The organism is Pseudomonas sp. 2848 (genome assembly GCF_003253945.1).
Lineage (GTDB): Bacteria > Pseudomonadota > Gammaproteobacteria > Pseudomonadales > Pseudomonadaceae > Aquipseudomonas.
The window spans coordinates 13324-27308 of record NZ_QKZD01000007.1 but is presented as its reverse complement, the minus strand read 5'-3'; the positions used below and the strand labels follow the sequence as shown (position 1 = coordinate 27308).

Below are 13985 nucleotides of genomic sequence, written 5' to 3'. Positions count from 1 at the left end.
TGAACCGTTTTTTGTGATAGGGTGCGCGCCCGCAAAATTATGCGTCGGGGCGTAGCAGCCAGAAAAAATAGTGCAAACCTCTTGGGACAAGGCCTACAGCGAATACCCACGGATGACTCACAAAGTACCCACAAGTTATCCACAGGCGCCGACCTTGCAAAGCCCCCTGGACCGCATTATCTTGTATCCCTATCGCAGCGAACCACTAGATATTGGGTTTTGCGCAAAATCACAAACACAAGTCAACAGGCAAATTCAAGCGAATTTTCTGGCTGAACTTAAGGTGATTTCAACAGCCAAACCGCTCCTGCGGAGGGCGACCGAGGCAAGCCGCAGACGGCCTTGTTCGGGTATGAGTGTTGCAGGCAAGGCCCGCACTCATCAGCAACAGATTTTGGGTACGCCCAGAACCTTTGACTTCGGCCAGGGAGCGGCAGGTTACTGCCCCTAATTCCTGAGTCTGTCCCGAAGTCGGTAAGCCCGAGCGGGCGGATGCGTGTGCTTCACGCGCATCCCCGCCCGGGCCATCGAGCAAGTGGACGGAACGGTGGCGCCCGACAACGGCGCCTGAACAAACTAGAAACTGTGGAGACACCCACCCATGCAAACCGACACAACTCGCGAGAACCCGCAGGCCAAGGCGCCTCAGGCCGCCGATTCGAACCAGGATCTGGCCGCCACCGCCCCTGGCCAACTGCGCGTGATCAAGCGTAACGGCACTGTCGTCCCCTACACCGACGACAAGATCACCGTTGCCATCACCAAGGCGTTCCTCGCAGTTGAAGGCGGCACCGCCGCCGCCTCGTCGCGCATCCACGACACCGTCGCGCGCCTGACCGAGCAGGTCACCGCCACGTTCAAGCGTCGCATGCCATCGGGTGGCACCATCCACATCGAAGAAATCCAGGACCAGGTCGAACTGGCCCTGATGCGCGCCGGCGAGCAGAAAGTCGCCCGTGACTACGTGATCTACCGCGACCAGCGTGCAAAAGAGCGCGCCACCCGCAGCAACGCCGACGCCGTGGTCGAGCCGCACCCAAGCATCCGCATCACCCTCGCCGACGGCAGCCTGGCGCCGCTGGACATGGCGCGCCTGAACACCATCATCAGCGAAGCCTGCGAAGGCCTGGCCGAAGTCGATGGCGAGCTGATCCAGCGCGAAACCCTGAAGAACCTGTACGACGGCGTCGCCCTGAAGGACGTCAACACCGCCCTGGTGATGACCGCCCGTACCCTGGTCGAGCGTGAGCCGAACTACTCGTTCGTCACCGCCCGCCTGCTGATGGACACCCTGCGTGCCGAAGGCCTGGGCTTCCTGAACGTCGCCGACAGCGCCACCCACCACGAGATGGCCGACCTGTACGCCAAGGCCCTGCCGGCCTACGTCGAGAAAGGCGTCGAGTTCGAACTGCTCGACCCAGCCCTGAAAGGCTACGACCTGGAGCGCATGGGCAAGGCGATCAACCACGAGCGCGACCAGCAGTTCACCTACCTGGGCCTGCAGACCCTGTACGACCGCTACTTCATCCACAAGGATGGCGTGCGCTTCGAGCTGCCGCAGGTGTTCTTCATGCGCGTGGCCATGGGCCTGGCGCTGGAAGAGAAAGACAAAGAAGCCCGTGCGATCGAGTTCTACAACCTGCTGTCGTCCTTCGACTACATGGCCTCGACCCCGACTCTGTTCAACGCCGGCACCCTGCGTCCGCAGCTGTCGAGCTGCTACCTGACCACCGTGCCGGACGACCTGTCGGGCATCTACCACGCGATCCACGACAACGCCATGCTGTCGAAATTCGCCGGTGGCCTGGGCAACGACTGGACCCCGGTGCGCGCCCTGGGCTCGTACATCAAGGGCACCAACGGCAAGTCGCAAGGCGTCGTGCCGTTCCTGAAAGTGGTCAACGACACCGCCGTGGCCGTGAACCAGGGTGGCAAGCGCAAGGGCGCCGTGTGTGCCTACCTGGAAACCTGGCACCTCGACATCGAAGAATTCATCGAGCTGCGCAAGAACACCGGTGATGACCGTCGTCGTACCCACGACATGAACACCGCCAACTGGATCCCTGACCTGTTCATGAAGCGCGTCTTCGATGACGGCAAGTGGACCCTGTTCTCGCCATCGGAAGTGCCTGATCTGCACGACCTGACCGGCAAGGCCTTCGAAGAGCGCTACGAGTACTACGAAGCCCTGACCGAGTACAACAAGATCAAGGTGTTCAAGACCATCCAGGCCAAAGACCTGTGGCGCAAGATGCTGTCGATGCTGTTCGAGACCGGCCACCCATGGCTGACCTTCAAGGACCCGTGCAACCTGCGCAGCCCGCAGCAGCACGTGGGCGTGGTCCACAGCTCGAACCTGTGCACCGAGATCACCCTGAACACCAACAAGGACGAGATCGCGGTCTGCAACCTGGGCTCGATCAACCTGCCGAACCACATCAATGATGGCAAGCTGGACACCGCCAAGCTGCAACGCACCGTGAACACCGCCGTGCGCATGCTCGACAACGTGATCGACATCAACTACTACTCGGTGCCGCAAGCGCGTAACTCGAACTTCAAGCACCGCCCTGTCGGCCTGGGCATCATGGGTTTCCAGGACGCGCTGTACCTGCAGCACATCCCGTACGGCTCGGACGCTGCTGTCGAGTTCGCCGACAAGTCGATGGAAGCGGTCAGCTATTACGCGATCCAGGCGTCCTGCGACCTGGCCGACGAGCGCGGCGCCTACGAGACCTTCCAGGGTTCGCTGTGGTCCAAGGGCATCCTGCCGCTGGATTCGCAACAGATCCTGATCGAGGCCCGTGGCCAGAAGTACATCGACGTCGACCTGACCGAAAGCCTGGACTGGGCACCGGTGCGCGAGCGCGTACAAAAAGGTATTCGTAACTCGAACATCATGGCCATCGCGCCGACCGCGACCATCGCCAACATCACTGGCGTGTCGCAGTCCATCGAGCCGACCTACCAGAACCTGTACGTGAAATCGAACCTGTCGGGCGAATTCACCGTGATCAACCCGTACCTGGTCCGCGACCTCAAGGCCCGTGGCCTGTGGGACTCGGTCATGATCAACGACCTGAAGTACTACGATGGTTCCGTGCAGCAGATCGAGCGTATCCCGCAAGAGCTGAAAGACCTGTACGCCACCGCGTTCGAAGTCGAGACCAAGTGGATCGTCGATGCCGCCTCCCGTCGCCAGAAGTGGATCGACCAGGCCCAGTCGCTGAACCTGTACATCGCCGGCGCTTCGGGCAAGAAGCTCGACGTGACCTACCGCATGGCCTGGTACCGTGGTCTGAAGACCACCTACTACCTCCGTGCCCTGGCCGCGACCAGCACCGAGAAGTCGACCATCAACACCGGCAAGCTCAACGCCGTGTCGAGCGGCGGCGACAGCGCCCCGGTCCAGGCCGCGGGCCCAGCCCCGGTACCGAAGGCCTGCGCCATCGACGAGCCGGATTGCGAAGCCTGCCAATAAGGGCTGCGCAGAGGCTACCCCCGGGTAGCCTCTTTTCTGCGCCACGGCGCAGAACCCTGTGGGAGCTGGCTTGCCAGCGATGAGGCCGGCACTGCCAGCACCTCCCCACAGCCAGACATAACAAGCCGGGGCCCAACGCCCCGGTCAGCCCTCCCCCGGGCATTCCAGATTTGCGTGCACCGCACCGCAACCAAGATCCACCGGCCATACTCATTGATGGCCCTCAAGCAGGAGATCTCACCATGCTGAGCTGGGACGAATTCGACAAAGAAGACGGCGAAGTCGCCGCCAAGGGCAACACCGCCGCACAGGCCGCTGCCACCACCACCCTCGACAAGCTCGACAGCGCCGGCGGTGCCGCCGCCCTGGAAGCCCGCGCCGCCACCGCCTCGGACTCCGACGCCGTCAAGCGCGCCAAGGCAGCCCTGGACGCCCTGGACATCGCCGAAGGCCTGGCCGAGCTGGAAGGTTCCTCGGCCCGCGTCGCCGTTGACGAAAAGCGCATGATCAACTGCCGCGCCGACCTCAACCAGCTGGTCCCATTCAAGTACGACTGGGCCTGGCAGAAGTACCTCGACGGCTGCGCCAACCACTGGATGCCGCAAGAGGTCAACATGACCGCCGACATCGCCCTGTGGAAGAGCATGGACGGCCTGACCGAAGACGAGCGCCGCATCGTGATGCGCAACCTCGGCTTCTTCTCCACCGCCGACTCGCTGGTTGCCAACAACCTGGCCCTGGCCGTGTACCGCCTGATCACCAACCCCGAGTGCCGCCAGTACATCCTGCGCCAGGCCTTCGAAGAGGCGATCCACACCCACGCCTACCAGTACTGCATCGAGTCGCTGGGCATGGATGAAGGCGAGATCTTCAACATGTACCACGAGATCCCGTCGGTCGCTAAGAAGGCGGCCTGGGGCCTGAAGTACACCCGCGCCATCTCGGACCCGGAGTTCAACACCGGCACCGTCGAAACCGACAAAGAGCTGCTGCGCAACCTGATCGCCTACTACTGCGTACTGGAAGGCATCTTCTTCTACTGCGGCTTCACCCAGATTCTGTCGATGGGCCGCCGCAACAAGATGACCGGCGTCGCCGAGCAGTTCCAGTACATCCTGCGTGACGAGTCCATGCACCTGAACTTCGGCATCGACGTGATCAACCAGATCAAGATCGAGAACCCGCACCTGTGGGATGCCGCGATGAAGGAAGAGGCTACCCAGATGATTCTGCAGGGTACCCAGCTGGAGATCGAATACGCCCGTGACACCATGCCACGCGGCGTGCTGGGCATGAACGCGGCGATGATGGAGGATTACCTCAAGTTCATTGCCAACCGTCGACTGACCCAGATTGGCCTGAAGGAAGAGTATCCAGGGACTACCAACCCGTTCCCATGGATGAGCGAGATCATGGACTTGAAGAAGGAGAAGAACTTCTTTGAGACTCGGGTGATTGAGTATCAGACCGGTGGGGCGTTGAGCTGGGACTGACTTGACAGTAAAGAGGCTGCCCTACGGTGGCCTTTTTACTATTCACAAGAAACACTACCGATAGCAAAAGGAAATGCAATGTCGTTAGACTCCACCGAAACACAGAGCCTTCTTCACCAAATTCGAGACAGCTTTAGAGTGCGAGAGAATGACCGCCCTATATATCTTGATATTGGCGGCGATCATTTCCGAAGAGTTTCCAGCCCACAGCATCAAGTGATTTTCGGTCGTCGCGGCTCGGGAAAATCTTGCCTGTTCGTTTACTGCATGAACCAAAGCAAAGAAGCCGGCGAAAATAATTTTATCTATGTTGGGATGGATCAATTTAAAACCCTAAAATTCCCCGACATACTCACAAGTATTCTCATAGATATTTTCAGCCAGCTTCCCGGGGCAAAGAAAAAATGGTGGTGGCCATTTAGCACCAATAAAATACAGGCAGCCCTTTCCGAACTCGAAAAGACTCTAGACACCGCATTTGAAGAGTCAATAGAGGAGGAAAGCCGCAAGAAAAACAGTGGGAAAGGGACATTCAAACCAAAAGACAGCTTAATTGAATTTGGCGCCGAAGCCAGCAATGAACTATCAGTAAAGTCAAAATTCAGCCGGCAGAAGCAAGACTTTTTAGAAAGACACCTTTCTCAATACAAACGCGCCATAAAAGAAGCAGTACCAACTAGAGATCACGCTATAAACATCCTCCTGGATGATTATTACCTAGTTAACAACTCGCTCCAACCTGACGTTATTGATTATCTCCATAGATTATTCAGAGATACAAATCTTTATCTGAAGATCGGAACAATACGCCATAGAACCAAACTTCGTCGATACGAGAACCAGACCATTGGTGTAGAGCTCAACCAAGACATCGAGGAAATAAATCTCGACAAAACATTGGATACGCTTAGACAAACCCAAGACTATCTTGTGGCAATACTTGATGAAATGGGACGAACCCTAGGAATAAATAGCGTTTCGGGAAATTTGTTTAACGCCGATGCAGCTCACGCACTTACACTCGCCTCAGGGGGAGTGCCGAGAGATTTTCTCACCATCTTCGTAGAGGCCGTATCACTTTCCGTCAGCAGCGGGAAGACAGACAGACTAACGCCGACATACATCTATAAGGCTGCTGCTTCACAAGCAATTCCAAACAAACGCAGAAACTTATCGGAAGATGCTGGCGTTACTGATGCCCCAGCGCTTGAGGCCGCTTTCGCAGATATAATCTCGTTCTGTCTGAAAGAAAAGAAAAAAACTGCATTTCTTGTATCCAGTGATGACGTTCACGCAATGGCTGCCGAGCATGAAATGCTACAGCAGCTAGTCGACTTCAAACTAATCCACCTGATTGATCAAAACACATCAGCCGCATCCGGCAGAGCTGGACGTTATAGTGCCTACACCCTCGACGCTGCGCTTTTTATGGCCCCAAGAAAGCGTAACATTGAAATTGTAGAGTTCTGGCTTCAAGATGCTCACCGTGGATCAAAAGGAGTTAGGGAATCACCAATCTACCCTCTCCAACGGATCAAACTAAATCAGCAGAATATTGAGCTTGAAGCCGTACTAGGGGAGGTTGAAGAACTTCCATCAGAGCCAGAAACTGCCTGATGATATTTTAATCAATCATAATGATTGCTTATGAGAATTCAGAAACATCCTACAGTCACACTAATTGACAGAGGAAAGGATCGTAATTAAGGTGTTTTCGGCGCCTAAGAAACGCCTAACACGGCGGTCCACCCGCTCCCGACAGATGCGGCTTTTTTGTGCCTGTGGTTTACTGCTGCGCGCAAAATGCACTCCGTTATGTCGGGAGTGGGCTAATACAAGACCCGCAAGGGGAATACGTCCGGCCTGCCGTGTAGGTTTCTTAGCTCCCGACACCCCAGCCTTAAGAAAGCTGACCGCGCACGGAGGTAAAGGAAATGCCTATCGAGTTGAACACTCGCAGGCCCATCGCACACGCGTTCCGCCTGCAAAAAACGCCTAGAAATATGGAGGCCAGCTATGACTGACTTCCACGACCCAACCCTCTTCACCCGCCACAACCGCCCCCTCCACACTCTCTGGCTCGAATCCCAAGCCTGGTTCTGTGCCCACGAACTCGGCCGGATGACCGGGCGCTTCTTCGACGAACACTGCATCCGCAAGCTCGACCCCGACCAGCATCGCAGCGTGCTGCTGCTGCGCTACGGCCAGTACGGCGAAACCACCATGGTCAGCGAGTCCGGGGCCTATACCCTGCTGGCCCATCATCACATTCCGGAAAACCGTCACCTGCGGCACTGGCTGACCCATGAGGTGGTGGCGGTGCTGCGCGATGGGCAGGACTCCGCGCTGGAGGACCTGCCGCGCCTGGGCAGGATGTGCTGGCCGGGTGGGCATACGGCGAGTCTGTTGTATTGGCAGAGTGAGCCTTGGGTACGGATGCGGGATATGCCGGTGGTGATGGCGGCGGAGTTGCCCGTGGTGGTGCCCGAGCGGCGCAAGCTGAGCTGGAAGGAATGTGCGCAGCGGGCGTTGCGGTTACATGGGGTTGGCGATTGAACCTTGCGATCCATTGAAAGGGCTGCCATGCAGCCCTGTTCAACCCTGCCCTGACTTCTTCCGGATGCGCTGGCGCTTGGCACCGAGCTCGTAGCGAGCAATGTCGGCTATGCACTCCACCCTCGGCAAAAACAGCGCCTCAAGCTCTTTTCTTCGGCCTAGAACCATCGCCACTCGGATCAGGTTCTCAAAACCGACATTACGTCCCGTTTCAAGGTTGGACACAGTATTGGTGCCGATGCCAGCCCGAGCAGCCACTTCCGCTTGCGACATCTGTTGAGCGAGCCGCTCGGTGCGCAAGCGCTCGCACAGCGCCCTCATGAGTTCACTGGGTTTGGTAAGACTTAAATCCAAATTCATGTGTGTTATCTGAGTAGATGGCAGTTAAGGCACAAAATATTGGATTAAGTATTCCACTGCCAGGGAGGGGTCGTCTTTCTGAATGGTCTGACAGCACCGTAAGACTCGGGCAGATTTCGAAAGGGAATTTCTGATGCCTGGGCATGGGAGCGGCTGTGCGCCACAGGGACCTACACCCCGAAGCCGGTGCCACCCTTCGCGGGGCAAGCCCGCTCCCACGCCCTCATCTGCTCACTATGGACTTAGTGAGCAACCTCCAACGGCATCCGGTACTCGATCACCCCCGGCTTCTCGGCAATCCAGTCATACAACCGCTGCGCGGTCTTGTTGGTCTGCTGGGTATGCCAGTACAACCGGTCACACCGCTGCTGCCGGGCCTGGTCCTGGACGAACTCGATCAGGCGCTTGCCGATCATTCTCCCCCGCGCATTCGGCGACACGAACAGGTCTTCCAGATAGCAGAAATCATTGCGCCCCCAGGTCGAGCGGTGGAACACGTAGTGAACGAAGCCGAAGATTTGCTCGCCGTCCGTGGCCACGGCGCAGTGCATGGGCTCGGCCGGGTCGAAGAAGCGCGCCCAGGTGCGCTCGGTGATGGCTGGGCCCAGATCCACTTGGTAGAAGGCCTGATATTGCGCCCAGTAGTCGGACCATGGCTGCAGGTCGGTTTGCTTCACTTCGCGTACGAAAACGGGCAGTTGGGTGGTGGTCATTGTTCAAACCCCTTTTGGACAACACAGCTGAATGAGTGAGGGGGCCGGCCTGCCCGTAGCGCTCGCCTTCCTTGGTGATTGCTTGCGGACCTGGGTTTTATAGCGGATAAATGGCTGGTTTTTACCTGCCAATTATTCGGTAGTTACCAGACCATTTTCACGGGCGCGATCCGTCCCAGGATAGGCAGGCACCTTTCAAATCCACGCGCCAAGGACCCAGGCCAATGTTCAAACACGCCCAGCTGGAATCGGTAAAAGCCTGGCTAACGGATCCCGCCCATGGCGCACTGGCGCGGCACGTGCGCATCCAGCGGGCCATCCGCCAGTTGATCCTTGAGGGTGCCCTGCCGGTCGGCAAGCCGCTGCCGGCATCGCGGTCGCTGGCAAGTTCCCTGGGCGTCTCGCGGGACACCGTGGAGTCGGCCTACAGCCAGTTGCACGCCGAGGGCTTTATCGAGCGGCGCGTGGGCAGCGGCAGCTTCGTGTCGCAACGGGCCCGCTGCCTGCCGTCGCGCAAGCGCCAGCGACCGGCACACAGCGAGGCCCCGGTGCAGTTGAGCCGCCGAGGTGAAGCGCTATTGCACAGCGGTGGCGTTCACAACTTCCAATCACCCCGCCCCTTCGCCCCGGGCGTGGCGGAAACCCGGCATTTCCCCCTGGCCGTCTGGGAGAAGCTGGAGCGGCAGGTGTACAAGGAATACGGCACCCGTGCCCTGGAACACAGCGAGCCACAGGGCATGCTCACCTTGCGCAGCGCAATCGCCGACTACCTCAACCTCGAACGCGGCGCGCAGGCATCCGCTGACCGTATCCTGATCCTCACCAGCTCGCAGCAGGCCCTGGGCCTGTGCGCCCAGGTGCTCATGGACGCAGGCGACCGGGTACTGGTCGAGGACCCGCTGTACCAGGGCACCCGCAAGGCCATCAGCGCCGCCGGGCTGCAAGGCGTGCCGGTGCCGGTGGACGCGCACGGCTTGCAGGTGGATGGCATGGCCCAACGGGCGCCGGATGCACGGGCGCTGTTCCTCACGCCTTCGCACCAATACCCGACCGGCGCCACCCTGTCGCTGGACCGGCGCCTGCTGGCCATCGACTGGGCGCGCCAGCAGCAGGCGTGGATCATCGAGGACGACTACGACAGCGAATTCCACTACGCCGGCCGCCCCACCGCCTGCGTGCAGGGCCTGGATTCGCACGCGCGCACGCTGTACATCGGCACCTTCACCAAGTCGCTGGGCGCCGGGCTGCGCATCGGCTACCTGCTGCTGCCGCCCCAGCTCGTCGCGCCAATGACCGCCGCGCGAACGTTGCAGGATGGCCACAACGCCTCCATCGCCCAGCTGACCCTGGCCCGGTTCATGGAGGACGGACACTTCAACGCCCATGTGCGGGCCATGCGCAGCCTCTATGCCGAGCGACGCGACGTACTGGCGGACCTGGTGCAGCGGCACCTGGGGGCGTTCCTGCGCCCACACGTGCCGGTGGGTGGGCTGCAGATGCCCTGCCATTTCGTTCAGGACTTGGCGGAAGACGCTGTGGTCAGGGCGGCACGCGGGGCGGGGATCGATCTGCTGGGGCTGGGCAGCTTGTATGCGCAGCCGAGGAACGATGCCGGCTTGCTGATGGGGTTTGCGGCACTGACGCCTGCTGAGATGAGGGAGGCGGTGGTGAAACTGGGGAAGGTGCTGGCAGGTTTGGTCACTTCGGGACGCTCGATTCGGTAGCCAGTTCTGCGCGAAACGAAATGTGGTAAACCAAACGCTGAAAACCGCCGCGAACACCAGGATCGGACAACGCCTATAATTCTTGGCGGAAAACCCAAAATACACACTTAACGCCTAGAGAATTAGGCTTTATTCAAGTAGCGAATTGTCCTTTCAAGCGCACTATACAAAGCCTAGAATCAGAGGCATTCAGGTCAATAACGGCGTTTTAAGCATAGGATCCCAGGCGTTATGAAAGCCATATCAATGACTGACGACGCTATCGCCAACGAGATCGGCCAACGCATTGAGGCTATCCGCCTGAAGCGTAATATTGGCCAGGACATCGTCGCCCATGAAGCCGGGATTTCCCGGGAGACCTACCGCAAGCTCACGGCAGGCAAAGGCACCCTGGTGAACGTGATTGCCGTCTTGCGAGTGCTGGGAGAGCTTGATCGTCTCGCCTCCCTCATCGAGGACGTCAGGACCAGCCCCGTGCAACTGGCAAAAATGCAGGGCAAGCAGCGGATGCGGGCGACCGTCACACGGGCTACACCTTCGGCGCCTGAACACGGAATCAGGACGCCTATCGGCAAGCCCACGCTCATTGGTGGCTCGAAACCCGACAAGGATGACAGCTGGTGATTGCACGGATCTATCTCTGGGATGTGTATGTAGGCGCGCTCAACTGGAACACGCAGACCCAGACCGGGGAGTTCGAATACACCCCCGAGTTCGTCAGGACGGGCCTTGAGATCTCACCGGTCCATATGCCGTTGCGCCAGGACTACACCTACGTGTTCCAGGGGCTGGACCGCGAAACCTTCAAGGGCCTGCCCTCGATCCTCGCCGACTCCCTGCCCGATGATTTCGGCAACGCGCTGATCGATGCCTGGCTGGCCCAGCAGGGGCGTGACAAGGCAACGTTTACCCCGGTCGAGCGCCTGCTGTACCAGGGCAAGCGCGGCATGGGCGCCCTGGAGTATCGCCCGGCGATGGCCACCGAGCGGGACAAGGGGGAGAGCATCCATATCGATGCACTGGTGCGCCTGGCCAGCGAGGTGTTGTCCGAACGCGAGTCGATCGCCGAGCGCCTGGATGCCAAGGACCCATCGCTGGACGACGGCGCCCTGCAGCACCTCATCCAGATCGGTACCAGCGCGGGCGGCGCCCGGGCCAAGGCGGTGATCGCCATGAATGCCGAAGGCGAGATCCGTTCGGGGCAGGTCACCGCGCCGCCGGGCTTCGAGTACTGGTTGCTCAAGTTCGATGTGGCCAAGGACTCGACCGTGCTGGCTGACTCACAAGGCTACGGGCGCATCGAGTACGCCTACCACCTCATGGCCAAGGCGGCCGGCATCACCATGACCGAGTGCCGATTGCTAGAGGAAGGTGGACGCGCTCACTTCATGACCCGACGCTTCGACCGCACGGCCGAAGGTGAAAAGATCCACGTTGCGACCTTGTGCGCACTCGACCACGCCGACTTCCGCAAGCCTGGCCAATACTCCTATGCCGAGGCCTTCGGGGTGATGCGCGCGCTGCGGATTTCCCGCGACGGCGCCGAACAGTTCTACCGCCGCATGGTGTTCAACCTGGTGGCACGTAACCAGGACGACCACACCAAGAACACGGCCTTCATGATGGACACCGACGGCACCTGGTACCTCACGCCGGCGTATGACGTGTCCTATTCCTACCTGCCTGGCAGCTTCTGGGTCGATAGCCACCAGATGACCGTGAACGGCAAACGCGACGACTTCACCCTCGACGATTTGCTGAGCGTGGCCAGCCAGGTCCGGGGGATGGATGCACGAGGGATCATCAAGGAAGTCTGTGAAGCCGTCGCACAGTGGCCGCGTTTTGCCAGAGAGGCCGGTGTACCCGCCACCGCCAGTAAGCGGATCGGCGAAGTTCATCGCCTGTACCTTGGAGAGGGGCTGTGAACGAAGATCGTCTGCGACCCCCTTAAGGCATTAAGCAGGTAGGCTCGCCCACGCCACAAATCGGCATCTAAAGTGCCAGACAGGAAATCCTGTCGAACGTGGTCATGGGCGAGTTGATAATTAAGCGTAGCGCGGATTTCCAACGCTGCAAACGCAGGACCGAGCGCCGCTCCTCGCTAGCCGCCAGAGCTGTATTGAAAAACCCACCCCCCCTGTATCTATTGCCGTCTCTCCCTTCCCTCCACCATCCCTCCCACACTCCCCCGGATGGCTAAAGGAACCCGCATCATGGCTGCCCTGCTGCTGCAAATGTCCCCCATAGGCCTGGTGATCACCCTGATCCTGCTGCTGCGCCGCCCCCCCGTGCAGGCCGCGCTGGCCGGCGTGGCCGGTGTCCTGCTGCTGTGGGGCCTAGGCGTCGCGCAGCCGCTGTCGACGGCGGTGTCCGGCGCGATCCTGCAAGACACGCTGATCCTGTTTCTCAGCACCGCCGGCGTGATCGTCCCGGGCCTGGCCTTTGCCATTCTGGTCGAGCGCGCCGGCGCCCCGCAGGCTATCGGGGCCTGGGTACGGGAGCTGGGCTGGACGCCACCGATGCAGGTGATATTCATCGTCCTGGGCCTGGCGCCGCTGCTGGAAGCAATGACCGGGTTCGGGGTGTCGCTGATCGCTACCGTGCCATTGCTGATGGGGCTGTTTTCGCGCCAGACGGGCATGAAGATGGCGTTGGCGGGGATGGCGGTGATGCCGTGGGGCACCCTTGGGCTGGCCACGGTGATCGGCGCGCTGCTGGCCCATGTACCGGCGCAGGAACTGGGCAGCCATTCAGCGCTGGTCAGCGCACCGGTGTTTCTCTGCCTGGCCGCCGTGGCACTGGCCTTGGCGGGGATCCGCAGCCTCAAGGCATGGCTAGGGCTGGCGGCGATCTCGCTGCTGTTCAGCACAGTGCTGTATACGGCCAACCGCTGGATCGGGCCCGAGGCTTCGGGGGTGCTGGCCGGGCTGGCGGTGGCCTGCACGGGCCTGGCGCTGTCCTGGGCGCGGCGAGGAACCTTGGTGCACTGGCCACGGGCAGCGTGGCCGTACCTGGCGTTGCTGGGGGTGATCGTCGCCTCGCGTGGGCTGTTCCTGGTCTCGGGCTGGGACGGCGGGTGGGTGGTGCACGGCGCCAATGTGGCGTGGAAGCCACTGGCCTCGCCGGGGCTGGCGCTGCTGCTGGTGGTGCTGGCGATGGCCGCGCGCCAGGGCGGCGGCTTCCCGTGGCGGGCACTGTTCACCCGCGCACGGTTTCCGGTGGCGACGATCTTCCTGTTCCTGCTGCTCTCCCAGGTGATGGTCAAGGCGGGCTTCCTGGTCGAGGCGCAACGGGCCTTGCAGTCGCTGTCCGGCGTATCGCTGGCCGCGACGGTGTCGTTGCTGGCAGGGCTGGCCGGCTATGTCACCAGTTCCAATGTCGGCGGTACCACCTTGGTGATGCCCGCCATCGCGGCATTGTCCGACAGCCATGGTGCGTGGCTGGCCGCCATGGCCAACAGTGCCGCCGGGCACGGCGCGCTGGGCTCGTTGTCGATCCTGGCGCTGATCATCGGGCTGGCCGGTGCCAACCGCGACGAGGAGCACGGGCTGATCCGCTTCGGTTTTGCCCTGGTCGTGCTGAACATTGTCATCGTGGCTGCAACCGGCGTGGTTTTGCTCTACCTTTCGGGGGCCTGAACCTGACGCCACAAAGAGCC

Annotated in this window: 10 protein-coding genes; 8 read left to right on the top strand and 2 right to left on the bottom strand. The window is 60.4% G+C overall.

The window, feature by feature from the left end; genetic code table 11:
- Window positions 1–601 precede the first annotated feature (601 nt).
- The 4 genes from DFS21_RS14960 to DFS21_RS14950 all read left to right on the top strand — a co-directional run bounded on the left by DFS21_RS14960 (window position 602) and on the right by DFS21_RS14950 (window position 7530).
- Window positions 602–3481: a ribonucleoside-diphosphate reductase subunit alpha gene (locus DFS21_RS14960; protein ID WP_111532578.1), complete on the top strand. Its 2880-nt coding sequence runs from the start codon at window positions 602–604 to the stop codon at window positions 3479–3481.
- A 242-nt stretch (window positions 3482–3723) separates the two neighbouring features.
- The gene (locus DFS21_RS14955) at window positions 3724–4974 is read left to right on the top strand and encodes a ribonucleotide-diphosphate reductase subunit beta (RefSeq protein WP_084941718.1); all 1251 of its coding nucleotides are present in this window, start codon (window positions 3724–3726) and stop codon (window positions 4972–4974) included.
- A gap of 78 nt (window positions 4975–5052) precedes the next feature.
- A complete protein-coding gene (locus DFS21_RS26485; RefSeq protein WP_146603144.1) occupies window positions 5053–6591 on the top strand; it encodes a hypothetical protein in 1539 nt (512 codons plus the stop codon).
- A gap of 399 nt (window positions 6592–6990) precedes the next feature.
- Window positions 6991–7530 (top strand): Bro-N domain-containing protein, encoded by a 540-nt coding sequence (locus tag DFS21_RS14950; protein WP_111532577.1) that lies wholly within the window; start codon window positions 6991–6993, stop codon window positions 7528–7530.
- Between the two features lie 39 nt (window positions 7531–7569).
- Here DFS21_RS14950 and DFS21_RS14945 read toward each other — a convergent pair whose 3' ends face one another.
- Both DFS21_RS14945 and DFS21_RS14940 read right to left on the bottom strand, forming a co-directional pair.
- On the bottom strand, window positions 7570–7890 hold the full coding sequence (locus tag DFS21_RS14945; RefSeq protein WP_023628809.1) for a helix-turn-helix domain-containing protein: 321 nt from the start codon (window positions 7888–7890) through the stop codon (window positions 7570–7572).
- Between the two features lie 242 nt (window positions 7891–8132).
- The gene (locus tag DFS21_RS14940; RefSeq protein WP_110701207.1) at window positions 8133–8603 is read right to left on the bottom strand and encodes a GNAT family N-acetyltransferase; all 471 of its coding nucleotides are present in this window, start codon (window positions 8601–8603) and stop codon (window positions 8133–8135) included.
- Window positions 8604–8827: 224 nt separating this feature from the next.
- On the opposite strand from DFS21_RS14940, the gene DFS21_RS14935 reads away from it, so the two are divergent.
- The 4 genes from DFS21_RS14935 to DFS21_RS14920 all read left to right on the top strand — a co-directional run bounded on the left by DFS21_RS14935 (window position 8828) and on the right by DFS21_RS14920 (window position 13965).
- Window positions 8828–10327: a PLP-dependent aminotransferase family protein gene (locus tag DFS21_RS14935; protein ID WP_111532576.1), complete on the top strand. Its 1500-nt coding sequence runs from the start codon at window positions 8828–8830 to the stop codon at window positions 10325–10327.
- A 246-nt stretch (window positions 10328–10573) separates the two neighbouring features.
- Window positions 10574–10951 (top strand): helix-turn-helix domain-containing protein, encoded by a 378-nt coding sequence (locus tag DFS21_RS14930; RefSeq protein ID WP_178082022.1) that lies wholly within the window; start codon window positions 10574–10576, stop codon window positions 10949–10951.
- Entirely contained in the window at window positions 10948–12252 is a 1305-nt protein-coding gene (locus DFS21_RS14925; protein WP_102685186.1) for a type II toxin-antitoxin system HipA family toxin, read from the top strand. The genes DFS21_RS14930 and DFS21_RS14925 overlap by 4 nt, the downstream gene beginning before the upstream one ends.
- Before the next feature lie 288 nt (window positions 12253–12540).
- A complete protein-coding gene (locus DFS21_RS14920; RefSeq protein WP_111532575.1) occupies window positions 12541–13965 on the top strand; it encodes an L-lactate permease in 1425 nt (474 codons plus the stop codon).
- Window positions 13966–13985 lie beyond the last annotated feature (20 nt).